The organism is Aquabacter sp. DMC10 (assembly GCF_056314145.1).
Genome location: NZ_JBQUYX010000004.1, coordinates 355,534 through 380,132, shown reverse-complemented (window position 1 = coordinate 380,132; position 24,599 = coordinate 355,534). Strand labels below are relative to the sequence as shown.

Annotated in this window: 18 protein-coding genes and 1 pseudogene; 11 read left to right on the top strand and 8 right to left on the bottom strand. The window is 67.7% G+C overall.

The annotated features are described in order from the left end of the window. Positions 1-4: 4 nt before the first annotated feature. The 10 genes and pseudogenes from ACT54L_RS13330 to ACT54L_RS13285 all read left to right on the top strand — a co-directional run bounded on the left by ACT54L_RS13330 (position 5) and on the right by ACT54L_RS13285 (position 11,163). Positions 5-3,760 carry a nitrate reductase subunit alpha gene (locus ACT54L_RS13330; protein WP_476086068.1) on the top strand — a complete coding sequence of 1,252 codons (3,756 nt, stop codon included), beginning with the start codon at positions 5-7 and terminating at the stop codon, positions 3,758-3,760. Then, entirely contained in the window at positions 3,757-5,280 is a 1,524-nt protein-coding gene (gene narH / locus ACT54L_RS13325; RefSeq protein ID WP_476086067.1) for a nitrate reductase subunit beta, read from the top strand. Before ACT54L_RS13330 ends, narH begins: the two co-directional genes overlap by 4 nt. Positions 5,281-5,285: 5 nt before the next feature. Next, positions 5,286-5,999, top strand: a complete 714-nt coding sequence (gene narJ, locus ACT54L_RS13320; protein ID WP_476086066.1) for a nitrate reductase molybdenum cofactor assembly chaperone — start codon at positions 5,286-5,288, stop codon at positions 5,997-5,999. 12 nt (positions 6,000-6,011) lie between these two features. After that, positions 6,012-6,788 carry a respiratory nitrate reductase subunit gamma gene (gene narI, locus ACT54L_RS13315; RefSeq protein ID WP_476086065.1) on the top strand — a complete coding sequence of 259 codons (777 nt, stop codon included), beginning with the start codon at positions 6,012-6,014 and terminating at the stop codon, positions 6,786-6,788. A gap of 5 nt (positions 6,789-6,793) precedes the next feature. Continuing rightward, positions 6,794-7,639, top strand: a complete 846-nt coding sequence (locus tag ACT54L_RS13310) for a peptidylprolyl isomerase (RefSeq protein ID WP_209103493.1) — start codon at positions 6,794-6,796, stop codon at positions 7,637-7,639. Positions 7,640-7,649: 10 nt separating this feature from the next. Further along, positions 7,650-8,024 (top strand): hypothetical protein, encoded by a 375-nt coding sequence (locus ACT54L_RS13305; protein ID WP_476086064.1) that lies wholly within the window; start codon positions 7,650-7,652, stop codon positions 8,022-8,024. Beyond that, positions 8,005-8,628, top strand: a pseudogene (locus tag ACT54L_RS13300) (carbonic anhydrase); the annotation flags it as partial. The gene ACT54L_RS13305 and the pseudogene ACT54L_RS13300, both read left to right, overlap by 20 nt. Before the next feature lie 227 nt (positions 8,629-8,855). Further along, positions 8,856-9,878 carry a GTP 3',8-cyclase MoaA gene (gene moaA, locus ACT54L_RS13295; RefSeq protein WP_476086063.1) on the top strand — a complete coding sequence of 341 codons (1,023 nt, stop codon included), beginning with the start codon at positions 8,856-8,858 and terminating at the stop codon, positions 9,876-9,878. 1 nt (position 9,879) lies between these two features. Further along, positions 9,880-10,407, top strand: coding sequence for a molybdopterin adenylyltransferase (gene mog / locus ACT54L_RS13290; protein ID WP_476086062.1), 528 nt, complete (start codon positions 9,880-9,882; stop codon positions 10,405-10,407). Positions 10,408-10,467: 60 nt separating this feature from the next. Then, on the top strand, positions 10,468-11,163 hold the full coding sequence (locus ACT54L_RS13285; protein WP_476086061.1) for a Crp/Fnr family transcriptional regulator: 696 nt from the start codon (positions 10,468-10,470) through the stop codon (positions 11,161-11,163). A 14-nt stretch (positions 11,164-11,177) separates the two neighbouring features. Here ACT54L_RS13285 and ACT54L_RS13280 read toward each other — a convergent pair whose 3' ends face one another. The 6 genes from ACT54L_RS13280 to tagH all read right to left on the bottom strand — a co-directional run bounded on the left by ACT54L_RS13280 (position 11,178) and on the right by tagH (position 21,211). Continuing rightward, entirely contained in the window at positions 11,178-12,401 is a 1,224-nt protein-coding gene (locus tag ACT54L_RS13280; RefSeq protein WP_476086060.1) for an NnrS family protein, read from the bottom strand. 206 nt (positions 12,402-12,607) lie between these two features. Next, positions 12,608-13,306, bottom strand: coding sequence for a type VI secretion system-associated protein TagF (tagF, locus tag ACT54L_RS13275; protein WP_476086059.1), 699 nt, complete (start codon positions 13,304-13,306; stop codon positions 12,608-12,610). Between the two features lie 5 nt (positions 13,307-13,311). Further along, positions 13,312-16,878, bottom strand: coding sequence for a type VI secretion system membrane subunit TssM (gene tssM, locus ACT54L_RS13270; protein WP_476086058.1), 3,567 nt, complete (start codon positions 16,876-16,878; stop codon positions 13,312-13,314). A gap of 64 nt (positions 16,879-16,942) precedes the next feature. Next, a complete protein-coding gene (gene icmH / locus ACT54L_RS13265; RefSeq protein ID WP_476086057.1) occupies positions 16,943-18,430 on the bottom strand; it encodes a type IVB secretion system protein IcmH/DotU in 1,488 nt (495 codons plus the stop codon). After that, positions 18,427-19,764: a type VI secretion system baseplate subunit TssK gene (tssK, locus tag ACT54L_RS13260; RefSeq protein WP_476086056.1), complete on the bottom strand. Its 1,338-nt coding sequence runs from the start codon at positions 19,762-19,764 to the stop codon at positions 18,427-18,429. The genes icmH and tssK overlap by 4 nt, the downstream gene beginning before the upstream one ends. A gap of 58 nt (positions 19,765-19,822) precedes the next feature. Then, complete coding sequence (gene tagH / locus ACT54L_RS13255; RefSeq protein WP_476086055.1) at positions 19,823-21,211, bottom strand: type VI secretion system-associated FHA domain protein TagH; 1,389 nt, start codon at positions 21,209-21,211, stop codon at positions 19,823-19,825. 327 nt (positions 21,212-21,538) lie between these two features. Between tagH and ACT54L_RS13250 the strand changes: the two genes are divergently transcribed. After that, entirely contained in the window at positions 21,539-21,982 is a 444-nt protein-coding gene (locus ACT54L_RS13250) for a PAAR domain-containing protein (protein WP_476086054.1), read from the top strand. Positions 21,983-22,110: 128 nt separating this feature from the next. Here ACT54L_RS13250 and ACT54L_RS13245 read toward each other — a convergent pair whose 3' ends face one another. Together ACT54L_RS13245 and tssI are read right to left on the bottom strand one after the other, a co-directional pair. Continuing rightward, the gene (locus ACT54L_RS13245; RefSeq protein WP_476086053.1) at positions 22,111-22,671 is read right to left on the bottom strand and encodes a DUF6931 family protein; all 561 of its coding nucleotides are present in this window, start codon (positions 22,669-22,671) and stop codon (positions 22,111-22,113) included. Between the two features lie 10 nt (positions 22,672-22,681). Continuing rightward, on the bottom strand, positions 22,682-24,475 hold the full coding sequence (gene tssI, locus ACT54L_RS13240) for a type VI secretion system tip protein TssI/VgrG (RefSeq protein WP_476086052.1): 1,794 nt from the start codon (positions 24,473-24,475) through the stop codon (positions 22,682-22,684). Positions 24,476-24,599 lie beyond the last annotated feature (124 nt).

Sequence of the window (24,599 nt, the reverse complement as noted above, 5' to 3'; positions counted from 1 at the left end):
TCCCATGTCCCATTTCCTTGACCGCCTGACCTTTTTCCGCCGGCCCACAGAGCCCTTCGCCAATGGCCACGGCATCGTCACCCACGAGGATCGCTCCTGGGAGGACGGCTATCGCAAGCGCTGGCAGCACGACAAGATCGTGCGCTCCACTCATGGGGTGAATTGCACGGGGTCGTGCTCCTGGAAGATCTATGTGAAAGGCGGGATCGTCACCTGGGAGACCCAGCAGACCGACTATCCCCGCACCCGCCCGGACCTGCCCAACCACGAGCCGCGCGGCTGCGCCCGGGGCGCGTCCTATAGCTGGTATCTTTATTCCGGCGCGCGGGTGAAGCATCCCATGGTGCGCGGGCGCCTCCTGAAGCTGTGGCGCGAGGTGCGGGCCAAGCTGCCGCCGGTGGCGGCCTGGGCCTCCATCGTGGGGGACGCGGAAAAGCGCGCCGCCTACACCTCCATTCGCGGCCATGGCGGGCTGGTGCGCGCCAGCTGGGACGAGGTGAACGAGCTCATCGCCGCCGCCAATGCCCACACCATCCGCGCCCATGGGCCGGACCGGGTGGCGGGCTTCTCGCCCATTCCGGCCATGTCCATGGTCTCCTATGCGGCGGGGGCACGCTATCTCTCGCTGCTCGGCGGCGTGTGCCTGTCCTTCTACGACTGGTATTGCGACCTGCCGCCCGCCTCCCCCCAGACCTGGGGCGAGCAGACCGACGTGCCGGAAAGCGCCGACTGGTACAATGCGGGCTTCATCATCGTGTGGGGCTCCAACGTGCCCCAGACCCGCACGCCGGACGCCCATTTCTACACCGAGGTCCGCTACAAGGGCACCAAGAGCGCGGTGGTGACGCCCGATTATGCCGAGGCGACCAAGTTCGCCGACATCTGGCTGAACCCCAAGCAAGGTACGGACGCGGCGCTCGCCCTGGCCATGGGCCATGTGATCCTCAGGGAATATCACCTCGACCGGCAGGTGCCCTATTTCGACGATTACCTGCGCCGCTATTCCGACATGCCCTTCCTGGTGCGGCTGGCGGAGCGGGACGGGCGGCTCGTGCCCGAACGTCTGCTGCGGGCCAGCGACCTGCCGGGCGCGCTGGGCGAGACCAACAATCCCGACTGGAAGACGGTGGCCTTCGACGAAGCCGCGGGCGAGCTCGTCGCGCCGGTCGGCTCCATCGGCCACCGTTGGGGCGAAAGCGCCAAGTGGAACCTGGAGGAAAAGGACGGCACCGGCCGCGACATCCGCCTGAAGCTGACGCTGGCGGGGGCCGAGGACGACATCGCCGCCGTGGACTTCCCCTATTTCGGCGGGCGGGCCACCGCGCATTTCGTCGCGACCGACCACGGCGAAGTGCTCACCCGCAATCTGCCGGTGCGCCTCATCCAGGGGGCGGACGGAGCAGTGATGAAGGTCGCCACCGTCTACGACCTCATGATGGCCAATTACGGCCTCGACCGGGGCTTCGGCGGGGAGAATGTGGCCTCGTCCTATGATGCGGACGTGCCCTTCACCCCCGCCTGGGCCGAGCGCATCACGGGCGTGAAGCGCGATGCCATCATCACCGTCGCCCGCGAATTCGCCACCAATGCGGAGAAGACCAACGGCCGGTCCATGGTCATCATCGGCGCGGCCATGAACCACTGGTACCACATGGACATGAACTATCGGGGGGTGATCAATCTCCTGGTGTTCTGCGGCTGCATCGGCCAGTCCGGCGGCGGCTGGTCCCATTATGTGGGCCAGGAGAAGCTGCGCCCGCAGACCGGCTGGCAGCCGCTGGCCTTCGGCCTCGACTGGTCCCGCCCGCCCCGGCACCAGAACGCCACCTCCTTCTGGTATGCCCACACGGACCAGTGGCGCTACGAGACGCTGACCGCCGGCGAGATCCTCTCCCCCACCGCGCCCAAGGGCGACTGGGATCAGAGCTTTATCGACTACAATGTCCGCGCCGAGCGCATGGGCTGGCTGCCCTCCGCCCCGCAACTGAAGCAGAACCCCCTCGACATCGCCCGGCGCGCCAAGGCCGCCGGCCAGGAGGTGAAGGATTATGTGGCCACCGCGCTGAAGAGCGGCGCGCTGGACCTGTCCTGCCACGATCCCGACCATCCCGACAACTGGCCGCGCAACCTGTTCGTCTGGCGCTCCAATCTTCTGGGCTCATCGGGCAAGGGGCACGAATATTTCCTCAAACACCTGCTGGGCACCCAGCACGGCGTCATGGGCAAGGACCTCGGCGCGGAAGGCGCCGTGCGCAACACGGAGGTGGAATGGCGGGACGAGGGGCCCCAGGGCAAGCTCGACCTGCTGGTGACGCTGGACTTCCGCATGTCCACCACCTGCGTCTATTCCGACATCGTCCTTCCCACCGCCACCTGGTACGAGAAGAACGACCTCAACACCTCGGACATGCATCCCTTCATCCACCCGCTCTCGGCGGCGGTGGACCCGGCCTGGGAAGCCCGCTCCGACTGGGACATCTATAAGGGCATTGCCCACGCCTTCTCCAAGGTGGCCCCCGAGGTGCTGGGCGTGGAGGAGGACACCGTCCTCACCCCCATCCTGCACGACACCCCGGCCGAGATCGCCCAGGCCATGGACGTGAAGGACTGGAAGCGCGGCGAGGTGGAGCCCATCCCCGGCAAGACCATGCCGGCCGTCACGGTGGTCGCCCGCGACTATCCCGCCACCTATGCCCGCTTCACGTCCCTCGGCCCGCTGATGGAGACCATCGGCAATGGCGGCAAGGGCATTGCCTGGAAGACCGGCCATGAGGTGGATGCGCTGCGGGCCCTGAACGGCGTGCATCGCGAAGGCCCGGCCAAGGGTCTGGCCAAGATCGAGACCGACATCGACGCCGCCGAGGTCATCCTCATGCTGGCGCCGGAGACCAATGGCGAGGTGGCGGTGAAGGCCTGGGAGGCCCTCTCCCGCAACACCGGCCGCGACCATGCCCATCTCGCCCTGCCCAAGGAGGACGAGAAGATCCGCTATCGCGACGTGCAGGCCCAGCCGCGCAAGATCATCTCCTCCCCCACCTGGTCGGGCATCGAGAGCGAGAAGGTCTGCTACAATGCCGGCTATACCAATGTCCACGAACTGATCCCCTGGCGCACGCTCACCGGGCGCCAGCAGCTCTACCAGGATCATCTGTGGATGCGGGCTTTCGGCGAGGAACTCGTCACCTGGAAGCCGCCCGTCGACCTGAAGACCATCGCCGGGCACAAGGATGCGCGGCCCAACGGGCACACGGAAATCGTCCTCAACTTCATCACCCCGCACCAGAAATGGGGTATTCACTCCACCTATACGGACAATCTCCTGATGCTCACCCTCAACCGGGGCGGGCCGGTGGTGTGGATCTCCGAGGACGACGCCAAGAGGGCCGGCCTCGTCGACAATGACTGGGTGGAAGTCTTCAACGCCAACGGGGCGCTCACGGCCCGGGCGGTGGTCTCCCAGCGCGTCATGCCGGGCATGGCGATGATGTATCACGCCCAGGAGAAGATCATTAACACGCCCGGCTCCGAGCAGACCGGCAAGCGCGGCGGCATCCATAATTCGGTGACGCGCACGGTGCTCAAACCCACCCACATGATCGGTGGCTATGCCCAGCAGTCCTACGGTTTCAACTATTACGGAACCGTCGGCTCCAACCGCGATGAATTCGTCGTCATCCGCAAGATGAGCAAGGTGGACTGGCTCGAAGACGAGCTCCAGCCCGCCGCATCCACTTCTTCGGCCAAGGAGACGGCCCAATGAAAATCCGCGCGCAGATCGCCATGGTTCTGAACCTCGACAAATGCATCGGGTGTCACACCTGCTCCGTCACCTGCAAGAACGTGTGGACCAGCCGGCAGGGCGTCGAATACGCTTGGTTCAACAATGTGGAGACCAAGCCCGGCATCGGCTATCCCCGCGAATGGGAGAACCAGAAGAAGTGGAACGGCGGCTGGCGGCGCAAGGCCAACGGCAAGATCGAGCCGCGCATGGGCGCGAAGTGGCGCATCCTCGCCAATATCTTCGCCAATCCCGACTTGCCGGAGATCGATGATTATTACGAGCCCTTCACCTTCGACTATGAACATCTGCACAACGCCAAGGAGTCCAAGGCCTTCCCCACCGCGCGCCCGCGCTCCCTCGTCTCCGGCGAGCGGATGGAGAAGATCGAATGGGGGCCGAACTGGGAGGAGATCCTGGGCGGCGAATTCGCCAAGCGCCGGAAGGATGTGAATTTCGAGGGTGTGCAGGCCGACATCTACGGCCAGTTTGAGAACACCTTCATGATGTACCTGCCGCGCCTGTGCGAGCACTGCCTCAACCCCACCTGCGCCGCCGCCTGTCCCTCGGGGGCCATCTATAAGCGGGAGGAGGACGGCATCGTCCTCATCGACCAGGAGAAGTGCCGGGGCTGGCGCATGTGCGTCTCGGGCTGCCCCTATAAGAAGATCTACTACAATTGGTCTTCGGGAAAATCCGAGAAGTGCATCTTCTGCTATCCGCGCATCGAGGCGGGACAGCCGACCGTGTGCTCGGAAACCTGCGTCGGGCGCATCCGCTATCTCGGCGTGCTGCTTTATGATGCGGACCGCATTGAGGAGGCCGCCAGCGTCAAGGACGAGAGGAAGCTCTACCAGGCCCAGCTCGACCTCTTCCTGGACCCGAAGGACCCCGCCGTGGTGGCGCAGGCCCGCGCGGATGGCGTGCCCGACGCTTGGATCGAGGCGGCGCGCCATTCGCCCATCTGGAAGATGACCATGGAGTGGAAGGTGGCCTTCCCCCTCCATCCCGAATACCGCACCTTGCCCATGGTCTGGTACGTGCCGCCGCTCTCCCCCATCCAGTCCGCCGCCGCGGCCGGCAAGATGGGCATGGACGGCGACATGCCGGATGTGCGCTCGCTCCGCATCCCACTGAAATACCTCGCCAATCTCTTGACCGCCGGCAATGAGGAGCCGGTCGCCCGGGCGCTGGAGCGCATGCTGGCCATGCGCGCCTTCATGCGGGCCAAGACCGTGGACGGGCGCCTCGACGAGGCGATCGCAACGCGTGTGGGCCTGACCGGCGCGGCCATCGAGGACATGTACCAGGTGATGGCCATCGCCAATTACGAGGACCGCTTCGTCATCCCCACCGCCCACCGAGAGATGGGCGAGGACACGTTCGACCTGCGGGGTTCCTGCGGCTTTTCCTTTGGCAATGGCTGCTCGGGCGGGGAGAGCGATCTCAACCTGTTCGGCAGCCCGGCCCGCAAAGCCCGCACCCCCATGGAAGTGGAGTGAAGGCCATGACCACCGCGACCCCGCACGATCTGACCTTGCGCGCCCTGTCCGCCCTCCTCACCTATCCACAGCCCGCCTTCATCGCGGCGGTGCCGGAGCTTTCGGCCGCGCTGCGGGGGGAGGGTCGGCTCGGCACCGCCCAGCTCGACGCCCTCGCCCCGCTGCTGGAGAGGCTGGCGACGGCGGACCTCTATGCGCTCGAAGAGGAGTATGTGGCCCTCTTCGACCGCACCCGCCGCCTCAGCCTGCATCTGTTCGAGCATGTGCACGGCGAGAGCCGGGACCGGGGCCAGGCCATGGTGGATCTCGCCGCGCTCTATGAGCAGGGCGGGCTCCTCATGGCGGCCAACGAGCTGCCGGACTTCCTGCCGCTGTTCCTGGAATATGCCGCCACCCGCCCCCGCGCCGAGGCGGAGGGTCTGCTGGCCGACGTGGACCATATCCTCGCCGGCCTGGAAGAGCGCCTGACGGCGCGCGCCACCGCCTATGCGGCTGTCATCACCGCATTGCGCAGCCTGGCCGGCACGGCGCGCCTTGTCTCCGCCCCACCCGCCGAGGCCCTGCCCTCGCCCGCCGATGAGCTCGCCGCCCTCGACAAGGAATGGGAGGAGACCGCCGTCACCTTCGGCCCGGGCGACGCCATGGGCGGCTGCTCCGTGGACCGCTTCCGCACCCAATTGCGCGCCGCCCAGCGGGACGTGCGCCATTCCGCCGCCTGAAGGAGGCCGGACATGTCAAACGCCATCAACGCCGCCTTGTTCGGCTGGTATCCCTATCTGTGCCTCACCGTCTTCCTGATTGGCAGCCTGATGCGGTTCGACCGGGAGCAATACACCTGGAAGACCGGCTCCTCCCAGTTGCTGCGCAAGCGGCAATTGCGCTGGGGGTCCAATCTCTTCCATGTGGGCATCCTGGTCATCTTCCTCGGCCATGCGGGCGGGCTGCTCACCCCCATCTGGGTGTTCGATGCCCTCGGCATTTCCCATTCGTTCAAGCAGGGGCTCGCGATCACGGTGGGCGGCATCGCCGGGGTGCTGTGCTTCATCGGCATTTGCCTGCTCGCCCACCGCCGGCTGTTCGATCCGCGCATCCGCGCCACTTCCAGCTTCGGCGACACGGCCATCCTGCTCATCCTGTGGGCGCAGCTGACGCTCGGCCTGTCCACCATCCTCGTCTCGCTCCACCACATGGATGGGCATGAGATGGTGAAGTTCATGAACTGGGCGCAGGGGATCCTCACCCTCCAGCCGTCGGCGGCCGCCTATGTGGCGGACGTGGACCTCGTCTTCAAGGCGCACCTCCTTTTGGGCATGACGATCTTCCTCGTCTTCCCCTTCACCCGCCTCGTCCATGTGTGGAGCGCCCCGGTCTGGTACCTCGGCCGTACCGGCTACCAGGTGGTGCGCTCGCGCCGGCCCGCCCGCCGCGCGGCCCCCATGGCCGTGGGCCATCCGATCGCGGCCGTCCACGCCGCGGCCACGCAGCCCGCGCGCCGTCCTGCGGAGTGAAGGCCATGACTGAGATCATCAGCCCCCGCATGCCGCGCCCCGTCCGCGCCGCCCGCACCGAGGAAGTGTCGGTGAACGGCGTCCTCATCTCCCGCGCCGAGATCGCGCGGGAGATCCAGAACCATGAGGCCCGCACGCCGGCGGAGGCCTGGCACGCAGCCGCCCGCGCGCTGGTGGTGCGCGAGCTGCTGCTCGCCGAGGCCGCGCGCCTGGGCATCGCGGCAGAGCCCGCCCGCCATGGGGACGGCTCACGCGAGACCGATGAGGAGGCCACCATCCGCGCCTTGCTGGCCCAGGAGGTGAAAGTGCCCACTGCCGACACCGCAACCTGCCGGCGCCATTTCGAGCGCAACCGCGCCAGCTTCCGCTCGGGCGACCTCTACGAAGTGGCCCACATCCTCCTCCCCGCCGCGCCCGACGACATGGCCGGCCGCGCCGCTGCGCGTGCGCAGGCTGAGGCGATCCTCGCGGACATCCTGGCGGGCCGCGCCGCCTTCGCCGACATGGCGCGGGCCCATTCCGCCTGCCCGTCCCGGGAGGTGGGCGGGAGCCTCGGCCAGATCGGCCGTGGCCAGACGGTGGCCGAGTTCGAGGCGGCGTTGGCGCAGATGGTTCCGGGCGCCGTGCATCCCGCCCCCGTGGAAAGCCGCTACGGCTTCCATCTCGTCGTCCTCGCCCACCGCATCGAGGGCCGGGACCTGCCCTTCGAGATGGCGGAGGCGGCCATTGCCGGCCATCTGGAATTGACCGCCTGGCATGTGGCCACCCGGCAATATCTCAGCCTGCTCATCGGCCGCGCCGACATCCGGGGCGTCACGCTGGAGGGGGCGGCCTCGCCCCTCGTGCAATAGGGAGTCCGCCATGCTTCTGGGACATCTGCTCAAGCAGCTCCAGGATGACCGCTTCGCGGCGGAGATCCTGTTCGGGCTCGGCGACATCACCCTTTCCCGGCGGGCCGGGGAGGCGGGCGCGCCTTATTGCGAGAGCGCCGGAGCATATGCCGCCTCCGCCTGCGCCCGTTTCAGCGCGGACGCCTCCGACGAGGATTGGCTCGCCTTGATGACGGCGCTGGAAAAGGGCGCGGACCCCGCCGCCACCTGCCTGCGCACCATGGTCGACTGGTCCATTCGCCAGGATGCGGAAGAGGCGGCCGAAGGGGCGCAGGCCGCAGCCGAGGGCGGCTGCGGATGCGGCGGCGCGGGCGGCTGCGGGGGCCATGCCCATGGGCCGGCCTGACGCGCGCCCCCGCCGGCCGGACACGGTGCTGGACGAATTGTTCGACAACAATCTCGCCTGGGCCAATGCCAAGCATGCGGCGGACCCCACCTTCTTTCGTCGCCTCGCCGAGCAGCAGGCGCCCCGCTTCCTATGGGTGGGCTGCTCCGACAGCCGGGTGCCGGCCAATGACGTGGTGGGCCTCGATCCCGGCGAGATCTTCGTCCACCGCAACATCGCCAATGTCGTCCATTCCAGCGACATGAACCTCCTGGCGGTGCTGGAATTTGCCGTGGACGTGCTGGAGGTGCGCCACGTCATCGTGTGCGGCCATTATGGCTGCGGCGGGGTGCGGCGGGCCATCGAGAATGGCCAGGGCGCGGGCGGCGGCGGGCTGGTGGACCATTGGCTCGCCCCCATCGTGGAGCTTTATGCCCGCCACCGCGCCATGCTCGACGCCCTGCCCGAGCCGGCGCGGCTCGACCGCCTGTGCGAGCTGAACGTGGCCCTCCAGATGCGCCGCCTCGCCGCCACGCCTGTCCTGCGCGCCGCCTGGGCCCGCCAGGCCCCCCTCACCCTCCATGGGTGGATCTACGGCATTGGCGATGGCCTGCTGCGCGACCTGCGCACCACCGTATCCTGCGCCGAGGAATGTGCCGCATTGCCACCCCTGGACCTCCTGGCAGCGGCAGGCGACGAGCCGCTCAGCGCCCGCCGGCTTCAGGCCATCGCCGCCTTCCTGGAACTGGACGCGGGCGCGCTCGCCCCGTGCGGGCCGGCCTGTACCTGCGGCGCCTATGCCGCCGCGCCGTCCGGACCGACTGGCCGGGCCCTGTGAGCTGGAGTCGCGTCATGCCCAACCCCTACCTCCCCTCCCCCGCCGGCTGCGCCATGGTGGACCTGTTCGGCCGCCACATCCGCTATCTGCGCCTCTCTGTCACCGACCGGTGTGACCTGCGCTGCGTCTATTGCATGGGCGAGGACATGGCCTTTTTGCCCCGCGACCAGGTGCTGTCGTTGGAAGAACTGGACCGGCTCGCCAGCGCCTTCATCGCCCTCGGCGTCACCAAGCTGCGGCTCACCGGTGGCGAACCTTTGGTGCGGCGGGGCATCCTCGACGTGATCGCCAGCCTCTCCCGCCATCTGGCCAAGGGCACCTTGAAGGAACTCAACCTCACCACCAATGGCACGCAGCTCGCCCGCCACGCCGAGGCTCTGGCCCTGTGCGGCATCCGGCGCATCAATGTCTCGCTCGACACCCTCGACGCCGCCCGCTTCCGCGCCTTGACCCGCCGCGGCTCCCTGGCCCAGGTTCTGGATGGGATCGGGGCTGCCCGCGCGGCCGGGCTCAAGGTGAAGCTCAATGCGGTGGCGCTGGCCGGCTCCACGGAGCAGGAAGTCTTCGACCTCATCTCATTCGCCCACGGCCAGGGCATGGACATCACCTTCATCGAGACCATGCCGCTGGGCGATGTGGGCGTCGACCGCATCGACCAGTATCTGCCCCTCCACCGCTTGCGCGCCGTCATCGAGACCCGCCTTGGCCTCACCGACACGGCGGAACGCACCGGCGGCCCAGCCCGCTATGCGCGGGTGGCGGAAACCGGGGGGCGGATCGGCTTCATCACGCCCATGAGCCATTCCTTCTGCGAGAGCTGCAACCGGGTGCGGGTGAGCGCCACCGGCGTGCTCCACACCTGCCTCGGCCAGGAGGATGCGGTGGACCTGAAAGGGCCGCTCCGGGCGCGGGGCGAAGAGGGGCTGCGTGCGGCCATTGCCGGTGCCATAAAGGCGAAGCCGAAAGGGCATGATTTCGTCATCCGTCGCGGCGAGGCGCCCGCCCTCGCGCGCCACATGTCAGTTCTTGGAGGTTGAAGTGGTTCGCATTGGCATCCTCACCATTTCCGATCGCGCCAGCGCCGGCACCTATGAGGATCTCAGCGGACCGGCCATCGAGGCGTGGCTGGCGGATGTCATCACATCGCCCTGGGAGGCCCACCGCCTCGTCATCCCGGATGGGCGGGAGAGCGTCGCCTCCACCTTGCGCCGGCTGTGCGACACCGAGGGGGTGGACCTCGTCCTCACCACCGGCGGCACCGGCCCCGCGCCCCGCGACCTCACGGCCGAGGCCATGGCGGATGTGATCGAGAAGCCCCTGCCGGGCTTTGGCGAGCGCATGCGCCTCGTGAGCTTTGCCGAGGTGCCCACCGCCATTCTCTCCCGCCAGGAAGCCGGCGTGCGCGGCCGCACCCTCATCATCAACCTGCCCGGCAAGCCGGCGGCCATCGCCACCTGCCTCGACGCGGTGTTCGCCGCCGTGCCCTATTGCCTCGACCTCATCGGCGCCGGGCGCATCGAGACCGATCCCGCCCGCCTCGTCGCATTCCGTCCGAAGGGGGCGTGAGGCCGGCACAGGCGGCACACGCCCGCGCGGACGACGGCGGCGGGAAATAGGAAGGCCCCCATGGGATTGGCCCCCAGCAGCCTGCGCGGCCTGCCGCTGTTCGCCGACCTGGACGCGGCCACATGCGCCCGCCTCGGCCTTTGCGCCACCACGCGCCATGTGCGCCGGAACGCAGCGGTGTTCCGGCAGGGCGAAAGCGCCGACGCCTTCTTCCTGCTGCTCCATGGCCGGCTGAAGGTAACGCAGGTCACGCCCGCCGGCGCGCAGGTCATGGTGCGCATCGTCCATCCCGGCGACCTGTTCGGCATCGTGCGCGCCCTGGGGCGGACCGACTATCCCGGCACGGCCACGGCCGCCGTGGACAGCCTTCTGGCGCGCTGGCCGACACAGGCCTGGGACGGCTTCGTATCGGCGAGCCCCGGCCTGGCCATGGGCGCCCTGCGCATGATGGGCCAGCGGCTGGAGGAGGCGCAGGCTCGCATCCGCGACATGTCGACGGAAGCGGTGGAGCGCCGGGTGGCGCATGTGGTGCTGCGCCTCGCGGCGCAGGCCGGCGCCCCGGAGGCGGAGGGGGTGCGCATCGACTTTCCTCTCTCCCGCCGGGACATTGCCGAACTCACCGGCACCACGCTCCACACCGTCTCGCGCATTCTCAGCGCCTGGGAGGCCAAGGGCCTGGTGCGCGGCGGCCGCCGAACGCTGCTCGTCCGCGACCGGACGGGCCTTGCCCGGCAGGCGGATGCGCCGGCGGCCTGAGGTTCAAGCGCCTCTCATCGGGCGGGGACCGCCGGTCGGCCGGTGGGCGCGCTCGGCGCCTTCTGCGCCAGGCGGGCACCGGTGAGCACCGGCCAATAGGCGAGCGCGAACAGGAGGAAGCCCAGCGACCAGCACAGGCCGGCGGCATCCAGCAGGGCGGGCGGGCCGAGATCAAGCGCTGAGGCGATGCGGGCAAGGCTACCCAGCACCACCAGACCATAGCAGGCCTGTGTGGTCGCGCCCGCCTCCAGCGCCCGGCCCGTATGGCCCAGGCTCGCGCGCGACATGACGGCGAGCGTAAGGGTGCCGAAGGCGCCCGCGGTCCAGGCGTGCAGGCCCGCGCCGGGCGGCACGCCGCCGAAGCAGGCGGCGGCGGTCAGGCCAAAGCCCACGGGCACAAACGCATAGGCCACATGCAGGATGACCAGCAGCGGATTGCGCCAGGTCCGATCCCCCGCCCAGCGCAGCAGGCGCACCAGGTGAAGGCCCGCGCACAGGGCAAGGAGACCGCCGCTCCATGCGGCTTCCGGCCGTGCCACCCAGAGAGACAGGGACAGGATGGTCGCCGCCAGAACCGCCTTGTCATAGGCACCGAACGGCTGCGGCAGCCGCCCCGGCCCGCGCGGGGCGAGCCAGTTGCGGGTGAAGCTTGGAATGATCCGCCCGCCGATCAGCGAGACCAGCACCAGGATCGCGGCGATGGCGAGCCGGCGGGCAAAGGCGGCCTCGCCCGAGACATGTGCTTCCAGATGAAAGGCCAGATTGGCGGCGCCGATCAGGCCGAGGAGGCCGACCACGGGGAGATTGCGCCAGTTCTTGCCGGCGATGATCTCCCGCAGGCAGGCGGCGGACAGAAGGACGAGGAAGGCCATGTCCAGGCCCATGGCGGGCCCCCAGCCGATGCGGGCGGAAAATGCGACCGCCAGCCGCCCGGCGATCCAGGCCAGCACCAGCACCAGAAGCGGCCCGCCCCGCACCGGAAGGCGTCCGGTCCAATTGGGAATGGCGGTGAGCAGGAAGCCGCCGATGGCCGCCACCTGGAAGCCGAAGACCATCTCATGGATGTGCCAGTCCACCGGCGAAAAGGCAGTGGGCACCTCCACATGCCCGGTGATGACGGCGATCCAAACGAGGAGGGTCACGCCGGCTTGCAGCGGGGCGAAAAGGAAGAACGGCCGGAAGCCGTAGGACAGGAGGGCCGGGCCCTCATGGGCCCTCGATCGGGACATGGCCGGCATGGGGCGCGGCTCCTTGCTCTGGAGGCGCCCGGCTCCGCCGCAGCGGGGGCGCACAGTGCAGTCCTATCCGCGCCGGGGCGCGCCGAGTGTGTGCCAGCGCAAACTCGCAGGCGAAAGCAGGGGGCGCGGCAAACCACATCGGCTCCCCACCGCCGCAGCCGGCGCAGCGCGAGCTGCCGCGCGGGGGCCCGGTCCAATCGGCGCGATCAGGCCGCGCCATCCGGCGGAGGCGGACGGGGAGACCAGTCCCCCGTCAGCATGCCGGAGAAGCCGTCCGCGTCGGGAAAGCTCCGCCCGCACAGGGCCGAAGCGGGAAAGGCGGCGCCCCCCACCGTCCACCAGAAGGAGGAGAAGACCGCCCCCAGATGGGCATCGGCCTGCGCCACCGCTTCCAGGGGCGCCTCCACAAAGGCCTGCCCGAGCACCGCCAGGGTGCCGCTGAGGGCGGTGACGGCCTCCGGCAGGAGCGGCTGATCCGCATGGGTTGGCGCCTCCAGCGCGGCCCGCGCCGACATGATCCGCGCGAAGTCGCCAATGTCCAGCGTCGACAAGAGGAAGGCCTCCAGGGCCTCGAACCAGGCCTCCTGAGGATCGGCCAGCGGCGAGGGAAAGGTGCGTCCCTCGGGGGCGGCGGCGAAGGCCACCAATGGAAAGGGCCGGCCGACTCCATCCACGGAGGGCATGAGGGCGCCCAGCAAGGCCCGCCCGCAATGCCCCGGTCCAAGATGGAAGCGCCACAGCGGCGCCCCATAGAAAAGCCGCTGCCACTCGGTCCCGAGCCGCAACCGGCTAGCCGCCAGCATGCCTTGCAGCCAGGGTTCAAACGTATCGAGAAAGCCCCGCGGGACCGCCTCGGCGATGAAGTCCCGCTTGGCCGGAAGCTTGCCATAGAGCGCGATGGGCATGGCGGCTATTGCAGGGTGGTCGGGCACTGGAACTCCCGCAAGGCGGTGAGCGTCAGCGGATTGACGGCCGAGGCCACATTGAACTGATAGCGGATGTCGCGCGCACTCTCGGACCCCGCCCGCATGGCAAGCACCGTATCATTGCCCTGGCGAATGACCTTGCTGGCGTCGAAGGCACGGAACAGGGCCCAGGTGCCGGTCTTCTCGAACAGGGTGTAGGGATTGGCGGTGCTGACCACCGGCGTGGCGATCAAGCTCACGCGCGAGGCGCCGACCGGGCCAGGCCACTGCAGCGTGACCGGAGCCGGCGGGGCGGCGGCAGGCGCCGGCTGCGGGCGGGGTGCGAACAGGCCGGCCGCCTGGGGCTGGGCCGGGGCCGCCGGAGAGACGATCCGCGTGCCGTTGATGTCGAGGACGATCTGGGTCATCGGATCATTGGCGGTCAGCGGCAAGACGGAGAAAGTGAAGGAGGGCTGGTTTCCGCCCGCCGCAAAAAAGGCGTCGCGGATCAGGGCCGCCCGCTGGAAGTGCTGGAGCGCCGCCGGCGACAGGAGGGCCCCCACTTTGCTTTCGCGCCTCCAGACCATGTCCGTTCCCCGCTGCTCCACCAAGGGCGCAAGCTCCTCCTTGAAGAAGCGGTCCATGATGCCGCCGGGGCTGAAGAGGCGGCCGAACTCGATCGGCTGAACCTCAAGCTCGGCGTTCCGGCTGAAGGGGTAGCGGCCGGCAATGATCTGCTGGCAGGCCTGCGTGACCGTCTCGGACAGCGACTTCTGCAGATCGCCCAGAACGACGCTGGCCACATTGCCTTCCAGGTCGTCGGTCGCCGCCCGCAGCATTTGCGCGAACGGCGCGGGGAAGCGCGTGGCCAGAACACGCAGATTGCGGACGCTCTCGCGCGTGGCGGCCGTCATCTGGTTGGAGCGGGACGCATCGTTCAAGGTTCCGACCAGGCCGTTATAGATGTCGCTGAAATAGCCCACCGCCAGATCCACGGGCCGGCCGCCCTGCCCCTGGTCGAGCACTGCGTAGAAGGGACGGAAATAATCCTCGATGGCCCGTCCGGCCGACGTGCCGGTGGAAAAGACCACCGGCGGCCGCGCCGGCGCCGCGCCCGCAGTGGCATCCGGCGCCTTGGCCGGGCGGGAGAGCTGCGTCTGGGTGCGGATCTCCTCGAATATCTGCTTGAACGGCGAGGCGGCGGCGGAGATGGCGTAGAGCACCGCATATTGGGGCTTGTCCGCCGTCAGCGGCCGGATGCGCAGGCGGTTGAGGGCGTCCGCCCAGGCCTTGATGAAGTCCCTCGCATAAAGCTTCAGGATGTCGTCCGACAAGGTGTCGAACTGCGCGCCGACGACCGCCATCTGACCGCCCTCCCCCAGGACCCAGCGGTCCTTCTCCAACTGGGCGGAGATGCCGGGCAGGGCCTCGATCAAGCCCACCTGGAAGCCGTCATAGGTGAAGAAGCCGGGCACGCGCACCGTGTCGATGCCGGAGCCGTTGACAGTGGCGAAGACGGAAGCGGCATCGGTGACGGCCTTGCCGAGGACCCAGTCGGAGACCCGGCCGGAGTGGGTGCGCGACCGCAGGATCTGGTAGGCGCGCTCGGCCACGTTCATGCGGATGAGCATCCGTCGCACGTCCTCAATCAGCGGGCCATTTAGCGGGATATTGGCTGCGGTGCCCGTGTCGAGCTCGAGCATGGCGGCGATGTGGTCTTCCAGCGCCCGGCGCATGCCGGCCTTTTCGGGCCCGGGATAGAGCACATTGGCGAAGTCCTCGCGGGCCCAGTCCAGGATGATGCCCTTGTCCACCGGGCCTTGGCCGCCGAGCATGAGATAGACTTTGAACGGCTCGTAAAGCTTGCTCTGCACGGCAGTCGGCCCGGCGGCGCTGGCGGCATTGAGCTGCTCCTCCAACCGGTACAGGAGGCGCGGGCGCAGGTATCGCTCCAGACCGGCCCGATAGGCGGCAAGGCCCGACGAGGTGAGCCGGTCGCGCTGAGACAAGCCAAACTGCTCGGTAAGCGGGGTGGGATCGTCCTTTGTGGCATATCCCGCCGGCAGCCGGCGCAGCTCCTCCAGCCGCGGCAGGATCTGCTCGAATTTCCGGTCACCCACCACCTTGATGTCGAGCTGAGCGGCGGCGTTGCGCTTATAGGTGGCGGCCTCGTCCTGCGTGCGGGCGATCAATTGCTCGTTGCGGGTATAACTGGTGGTCCACGCCGCCACCGCACCGGCGGTCGCCAGAGCCAGAACAACATAGCCGCAGGTGGTGAGGATGAAATTGCGGCGAACAGCGGCGCGGTCCGTGGAGACCCAGGCGGCTTCGCCGATGATGACCTTGCGCACGAGATCGTTGAGGAAGAAGCTGCGGCCCGTTCCCGACAGATAGCCCTCCCCGAGCGCCTGCGCCCCGAAGGATTGGGAGAGCGACCCGATGATGCGGTCGATAGGCGTGCCCTGCTGGGTGCCGGACGTGAAATAGAATCCGCGCAAGGTGGCGTTGGAATGGTAGCGGGTCGGCTCAAAGATCCGGCCCAGAAACGTGACGATGGGGGTCTTGAGCGTGACGAACTGCGCCGGGAAGCCGAAGATCCGCAGCCGCGCAGTGGGATCATTCTCGGCCTGAAGGCGGTCGGGCAGGAATTCGGAGAGGCGCTCCAGCAGCGCGTCGAATTCCTCGGGCACGCGCCCCACCAGATTCTGGTTCTTCTTGGGGTCCTGGAAGGTGGCGCCCCAGACCCGGCGCCGCTGCATCTCGCCAAGGTCGGCGAAAAACTCGGTAAAGCCCGCGATCAGGTCCATCTTGGTGAACAGCACATAGACCGGGAAATCGATCTTCAGCAGGTCATGCAGTTCGGTGAGCCGGCTGCGCACGGCGGCGGCATGGGCCGTGCGTTCGGCCTCGTCGAGGGATACCAGATCGGCGATGGATAGGGCGATGATGACGCCGTTGATGGGCTGGCGGGGGCGGTGCTTTTTCAGCAGCCCCAGGAAGGACAGCCAGCTGCGCCGATCGAGGGCCGCATTGCTGTCCTGCGTGGTGTAGCGGCCGGCCGTGTCCACCAGGACCGCGTCCTCGGTGAACCACCAGTCGCAATAGCGCGTGCCGCCGATGCCGGCGATGGCCGCGGGCGTCTGCCCGCCCGCCAGCGGGAATTTCAGCCCACTATTGACCAGCGCCGTGGTCTTGCCCGAGCCGGGCGGCCCGATGATGATGTACCAGGGCAGATCATAGAGATAATCCGCATTGGCCTTGCCGGAGGCGCGCAAGGTCTCCAGCGCCTCCTTCATGCGGGTGCGCAGGACGGCGCTGTCGTCCTCATCCTGGCCTTCGGCCATGGCCGAGCCCAGCGCGCGGCTGGCCTTGATGCTGCTATAGGCCATCCAGGCCGCAGAGCCCATGCCGCACAGGCACACGACCAGAACGGACACCAGGCGCACCCCTTCGCTCTCGAAGGGGTGGACACCGGCAATCGCCAGCAATGGCGCCGCAAACCAGATCACGGCCGAAAGCGCCACCACGCCCGCTGCGATCACGGCCATGTTGATCCACAGATTGCGCGTCATGTTCGACATTCCATCCCGTTCATCCCCATCGCAGGCCCCTTCGCAGACCCCATCCGGTCGGCGGTCAGTCGGCCCGGTCGATCCAGATCTCGACCCGGCGGTTCTTGGCCATGTTGGCGGCATTGGTATTGGGCGCCACCGGCTCGTCCTCGCCGCGGCCTTCTGCAACCACGCGGTCGGGCGGGGAGATCAGCTGGCGCAGGTCCTTCTGCACCGCCTTCGCCCGTGCCACCGAGAGCTCGAAATTGGATTTGAAGCGCGCACCCGAGACCGGCTCATTGTCCGTGTGGCCGACCACCTTGATGGGGCCGGGCTCCGGGTTGAGGACCTCAGCCAGCTTGCCGGCCATGGCGGAAAACTGCGGCTTCACCTGCGCCTTGCCGGACTCGAACAGGAGACCGTTGGAAACGCGGATGATGATATGGCCGCCCACCGCCGTGGCCGACACCTCTCCGGCGGCGATCTCCGGGGCGAACTGCAGGCGGATGCGCTGCAACTGGGTCAGCGTCTGCGTCGGCCCGGGAGGCGGCTCCGGCGGCGGTGGCGGCGGTGGCGGTGGCGGCACCGGCGCCCGCCGGAACAGGGCCAGCTCCACCGGCGGATGAAGGCCGGCAAGATCCCGCGCAGCCAGTTCCGCGTCGCCCGACAGCAAGGTCCAATAGGTGACAAACAGCGCCACCAAAGCGGCGGAGACAAGTGCGCCGGACACCCAGAAGGGCACCCGAGCCCGGCCGTGCCGCGACTTCAGGTCAAGCCCCACCCAGCGCGGCGAAAGCTCCTCGGGGGTCTGGCGGCGCACGCCTTTCATGACCTCATAGGTCCGCCGCTGCAGCGATTGCAGGGTCGCCTGACCATTGGCCATGGTGCGGTACTTGCCCTGGAAGCCCAGGGCGAGGCAGGCGTGCAGCAGTTCCAGCAGGTCGGCATTATGGACGGGATCGGCGATCGCCTTGTCCAGCTCCTCGAAGAAACGCACGCCGCCAATGCGCTCGCCGAAGAAGCGGCTGAGCATGGAATATTGCGCCCAGAGCTGACGATCCTCATTGGGGATGTGCTGGACGATGTCGTCGGCCGTCGCGCACAAAAGATACTTGGCGGCGGTCGCCTGGGCGGGCGGAACCTGCGCGCGCTTCATCTCCGCGTCGAAAGCCGTGATGGTCTCCGCCGCCGTCTCCATGAGTTCGGCGAAGGATGCGCGCATGAGGGCGATGCGCAGCCGCCCGAGCAGGAGCAGGAGGGGACCCGCCGACCGCATGATCGGGTTCTGATGCGGCAGGATCATCTGCTCCCGCTCGAGCAGGGCCGGTCGGGCGAAGGAGGCCCTTGGCGCTCCATCCGCATCGGGCGCGCCCCACTGGTCCTGCGGTGCTCCGGCCTGGCCGGGATGCACGGCCGCCACCGGCGATTGGGGCGCCGCGATGGGCGCGGGCTGCGCCGCCCAGCCCGATGGCCCCGGTGCCTCCTGCGGGCCGGAGGGAGAGGGCGTTCGCCGCCCCCCCGGATTGGGTCGGAAAACGGTACGATCCCCTGGCTCGTTGAACGGATCGTTCATCGCCGGTCCTCAAGCACGGCCCAGAGCTCCAGTGCGAGCCCCGGCCAGTCGCCGGAAAAGTGCATGCCGATGGAAGTGGCGGTGCTGAAGTCGCCCCAGAGCGGGGACGACTTGTCCAAATGGAAATAGACATGGTTCGTCAGCGCCCGGATCTGCTGGGGCGGCGTCGGCATATGCAGCAGGGCGATGCCGGGCAGGTGGGCGTTGACGATCTCGTTCATCTTGGAATTCGGCCCGACCTTGAACAGATGCGGGAACTGCGTCTGGATGTCCGCCAGGGGCCGGTCGGCGCCCACCTCCAGGACGAAGGTGGCGGTGCGGAACAAGGACCGGTCGCGAATGATGGAGATGAAGGCGTTGGCGGCGCGCTCGACGATTTCCAGCCGAATGACCCGGCGGCCGAGCCGCGCACTCAGATAATCCTGGATGTCCCGCAGCACCGGGGCGAAAATGCCCTCCAAATCATCATGGTCATAGGGCGCATAGACGCGCGCGCGCCGATCGGGCGCGGCAAAGGTGGCCAGTTCGCCAGCAAGGCGCAGGAGTTCAATATAAAGCCGCTCGGGATGCACGAAGGCCGAGCCGCGCATGTGGCGGAACACCGGCAGGCTGCGGTTGAGCAATTGCAGGATGAGATAGTCGACGCTCTGTAACCCCCCACCCGCGGTCGGGTCGGCCGCGTAGCGTGCCAATTCCTCCAGCTTGGTGTCCAGCCAGCCGATGACCCGGTCGATCCACCCCGTCACCACCGGGCTTGCCATGGTGACCAGCAGCGGCGGCACAAATTTCTCGTCGATCAGCACGGTCCGGTCGCGCACCTCCAGGATGCGCGCCACGGCGATGTTGACATAGCCCGCCTTGGGCGCGCGCCCGAGCTTGAGGACCAGGCGCGGGTGGGCGACATCGATCTCTTCCTCCTGGCGCAGGTCGGCGGTGGAATCGATGAAGATCTCGGGCGCTGAAAAATAACGCGAGGCGCTCTCGCGGTCCTTGTGATCCACCTCCCGCGTATTGACCGCTTCCATGGGCAAGGTCAGCCAGACCAGCTGGTTGGATGCCTCAGCGGTGATGTCGATGGGATCCAGGGCGGGGCTGTTGCCCGGCAGGTCGAAGGGCGTCCCGTCCGGCAGGATGCCACACGCCCGGCGCAAGCCGAACTTGGAGCGCTGCGCCAGGTCCCGGTCGATCTCGATGTCCGAGAAGCCCCAGGGATAAGGCGTCGTGTGGGAGACACGGGACTTCACCAAGCCTTCCACATATCGGTCGGCCTGTTGAAAATGCTGGGGCTTCAAGAACAGCCCTTCAGACCACAAGACCTTGCTGTGCCAAGACATCAATGCTCCCCTCGCGTCCGCACCGCTGGTCTCGGCCATCGCGGCGAACCATGCGCGTTCATCTCCTGCTGTCGTCCCGCCCGTTCTGAGCAAGCCGGTCGTAGCATTCCGCGAAATAGATCATGAAGAGCCCCGCCATCCCCTCCTCCGTACGCTGCGTCTTCGCGCGCCACGTGGTGCAATACGTGTCCCAGAGCCGGGCTTTGCGAGACGAGAGCAGGGACGACATGGTTTTATCTTCGCGGGCGCCCGCCTCTATTGAGGCGGGATCGAGATCCTCCAGCAGCATTTTCATCGCCTGCTGCATGGCGCTGAAGATCCGCAATTGGTGGCCGGCAATATCCTCGAAGCCCTGCTTGAAGGCGGTCCGGCCATGCAGATAGCTGCGCGTGGCGGACCCGAACGTCAGGCGCAGCGCATCCTCCGCGGTGGGAGAGAATTTGAACGGGTTGTTGTCGAAGGCGCCGATGGTGGTGTGGTCGGAACTGCGCATGGAGCGCTTGGCGCTCGAACGGGCCGACAGGAGCTGCATCAGATGCTCGCTGACCACCCGCAAGCTGGCGCCGATCTCGCCCAGAAGCTCCGCCCCCTCCCGGCGGGCGAAGGCATCTGCGGGCAGTCCCGCCCCGCGCGAGATCAGCGCCAGCGCCTCCTGGACGTCGGTGCCGGACCGCGGTGGGCCGGAGGCCGCGGGCGCAGGCTCGGGTGGGCGCGGCTCGGCGGCGGCGCCCCGCCGGTCCGGTTCGTGGAACGCGAGAGGCTGGGCCGCCGGTGGGGGCGCCTCCTGGCGCATGGCTTCGCCATCGGAAGCCGGCGCCCGCCCCGGCCGCGCCTCCCGATCACCCAGCGCCCACGCGCCGGTGGGGCTGGAATCCACCCAGACGGAACGGCGGGGCGGCTCGGCAGGCGGGGGAGCTTGCGGCGACGGGGCTTGTGGCGGGGGGGCAGGCTCCGGCCGCACCGCCGGCAAATCCATGGCCCATTCCAGGAAATCCGGCTCGACCGGCCGCGCGCTGGCGCGCGGCACGATCTCGCTGCGGCTTGCCGGGGGGGCGGCACCGGTTGCCTCCCATAAATCCCCGCCGGCCAGCGCGGGCGGGGCCGAGGGCGGCGGCGGCGCGTTGCCCTGCCCCCCAACCGCCGCAACGATGATGTAGTTGCCGATCAGGATTCGGTCGCCATTGCGCAGCACATGGGGGCCATGCATGCGCCGGTCATTGCCATTCAGGAAGGTTCCGTTGGTGGAAACATCGTAAAGAACATAGTCGCCATTCTGATAGCGCACTTCGCAATGCTTGCCCGAAATATAGCGGGTGGGGTCCGGCAAGGTCCAATCCAGGTAGGTGTCGCGGCCCACATCAAAGCCGCGCGCTCCCGTGACGGTGAACGTCACCGGCCCGCCGTCGGGCAAGGTCTTGAAATTCTCAATGGTCAACGTCAGCGCCATGAGTCGCCTTACCAGAAAGTTGGAGCTTCACTTTTAAAAAGTAACGACTTACCAGAGACTAGCCACCTCAAAGCAGCTCGATCTTATCATCTATCGCACACGCGAACGGATTGGATATGCCAAATTTTCCCGCCCGGGCTCCAAGTTTTTTGGAGCAATCTGTACCAGGATTTACATGAACCGACGCCTTGCGCGGAGCAAATGGCATCGTTAGCCTCGACGGGAAGGGGGAGCTTTGCGCTCCCCCGCAAGAAAGCTCGGGAAGTTTGAGGCATGTCGCGGCCGGCTGCGAGGGTGATGGATCCGGTGGCTCACCCGATGCCTGGCATGCTGTCTCCGGGGCCCGGCAGCACGGATGTGATCATCGGCGGCAAGCCCGCCTGGCGCGGAGTGCCCGCCGCCACCGCGGCCGCCATCCAATCGGCGAAGGCCGCATCGGACGCCACCATCCAGGCGGCGGAAATGGCGACGCTTGCGGCCTCCGGAACGCCGGGCTTCCCGGCAGCCAAGGCCGCCGAAGAAGCGGTGAAAGCGGCAGCGGCGGCCAATATGGGCGCCACCATTGCCAGTGCCGCCGGCGGCGCGGACCTTCATGCCTGCACCACCCCCTTGCCCATGCCGCCCCACGGCCCCGGCGTGGTGGTCGACGGTTCGCAGACCGTCTTCATCAATGGCCTCCAGGCCTGCCGACAGGGCGACACGATCATCGAACCGGTGGGACCGCCCGATAAGATCGTGGCAGGCCTGCCGACCGTGCTGATCGGCGGCTAGAGCATGTGCGAGCGAAGGGGCGCGTGAAGGACATCAGCCACAACAGAGCGGGAAATCGCTTCCGGGTGTCTTTGACGCCCTGAAGCACTCTCGGCCGCCGCCAATCCTATGCCAAGCCTATGCCACGCCTATGCCAGATCTAGCGCCAGATTCGACGCCTGGGCGATACACGCTCCGCAGGGCGCCGCCGCGGCGCCGGGCGGCAGTTGCGCCAGCACGAGGAACAAGCCGGTTCGCACCGCCCGCGCCGTCTGCTCGGGCGGTGCCCGCAAATGGGGAAATTCAGGCGGACCGATGCTGCCCCCCGACCACCCCGCCGCCAGTGCCATCCAGGTCTCCGGCTCGCCGGCATCGGCCTTCGTCCCAAGGTCCAGCGCCAGGCGACGCAGCCCCTCCTCGGGCCGTGCCGCCCACGCCTCGGCCACCTTCAGCGCCTGCTCGGCTCCCGGCGGCGGGACAGGCCGGGCGCCTGAAAACCGGCGAAGGGACTGGCAACCCCAGGCCACCGCATCCCGGCGAGACAAGAGGTATGCCGCAAGGGAGATGGCCGCCGGCCACGCCTCCTCCCGCGCAAGGTCGGCCAGGACCTGCACGCAATCCGCCGCGCTGGCGGGCAGCCCGATATCCGCAGCTGCGGACGGGAAGGCTTCATAAAGCCCCGCGAGGGACGGAAAGCGGGGACCCGCCATGGCCGCGCGCTCAGTTGATCTTCACGGGCACGCCCTGGATGACGCACGTGGTCCCGGCCTTGATGGTGATGGTGGGCGCATTCAGGGTGATGCCGCTGGGGTCCAAGGTCAGCGTGCTCGGCCCGACCTTGAGGGTGATCTTCATCTTCGCGGACACGGACATCTCGCCCTTGGCCACATCAATCTCAAGGTCGCCGTTCTGGACCCGCGTGCTGTGGGACGGGCTGCCCGTGGCGGGCTTGAACTTCTCGCCCACGGTCTCCGCGCGGGCGTTGAGGATGGTGCCCGTGAAGTTGCGCTGCGCGTGCAGGCGCACCTCTTCCGCCGCCTTCCGGTCCTCGAAGATCAATTCGTTATAACCGCTGCCGCCCTTGGACGAATTGGTCTTCCACCCGCTGATGGTCTTGTTGGCGGGCAGATCGTAGGGAACGGCATTGTTGCCGTTATAGAGCGCACCAACCACCAGCGGCCGGTCGGGATCCCCCTCCAGGAACTCAACGACCACCTCCTGCCCGATCCGGGGCCGGAACACCCCACCCCATCCCGCGCCCGCATACACATCCGCCACGCGCACCCAGCAGGACTGCTTTTTCTGCCGATCCCAATGAAATTGCAGCTTGATGCGGCCATAGCGATCGACCGTGATCTCCTCGCCGCCATCCCCCACCACCTTCGCGGTCTGGATGCCATGGACCACCGGCTTGGGCGTGGTCAACGGCGCGCGATAGGGCCGGTCCGCGGGCACCAGCACATAGGTCCCCTGATAATGGGTCTGCCCTGCGGAGGCCCGGCCGGTGGAAACGTAGGATTGCTCTGAAATGGTATGGATCGCCCGCACGGCCATGTACTCGGCATTCTCCGCGGCGCGATGATGCTCCTGCAGCGTGAACTTCGCCCCCGCGGAGAGGCTGGCGGCATCGCCAAAGGCCACGCGCCGATGGTCGAAGGCTTGCTCAGCCTCAAGCCGGACCTTGGCCAGGGCTTCTCCCTGGCCGGCGTCCTTGTAGCGGCCGGGGTAATCATAAATCTCCACGCTGGACCGCTCGTATTTCTCGTTCGCCTGCCGGAAAGACAGAAGCTTGGCTTCCGGCCTCTCGAAATCATAGTCATTCAGCGCGAATTTGCCGGCCCGGAACCGCCTCTCGCTGTTCCATTGCTGGATATGCTCGCGGTCGCGAACATAGGCCCCCACCAGCGGGATGAGCGGCAGCTTGCCGTCTCCCTCCACGGTGGGATGGGCACCCATGGCATCGGCCAGGACCAGGAGATGCTTCTCGGCACTGTGCTTGAAGAAGTAATAAATGCCGAACTCTTCCATCAGCCGGGAGACGAAATTGAAATGCGTCTCCCGGTACTGCACGCAAAACTCAAGCTTTGGATAATTTTGCGCGAGCCGGAACTCATAGTCCGAGAAGCCGGCCTCCTCGAATACCTTGCGAATGATGTCGGGCGCCGTCATCTCCTGGAAGAAGCGGCAGTCGGCAAAGCGGGTCAGCAGCCACAGCCAGGGACGCAGGACCAGACGATAGCTATAGAGCCCGTCCCGGACGCCCGACCAATGCGCCTCCGTCAGGAGGCCGTGGAAGAACCGGTTTCGGCCGTGGGTCTCCAGCGTAACGAGACAGGGGCGCGCAAGAACCGGGTCGAAATCGAGGCCTTCTTCAACGCTGAGAGCCTCCACCGACACCTCGAACGGCTCACTGACGGCCTCCTGCGCCTGGAACCGCGAGAGCACAAGCGTATCCTCGCCGAGCGGGGTCCGAAGACGCGCCAGGCGATTCTTCTGGTCAAGACCTGTGGCCATGCACCACCACCTCACATCAGGAAATCTTGAAGGACGTCAGGCAGGAAGGACGTCAGGCCGGCATTCTTTCTTGCACTCAGGTCATCCCGAGGCGTTTTGGTCCGCCGGGCTCATCATACCCGGC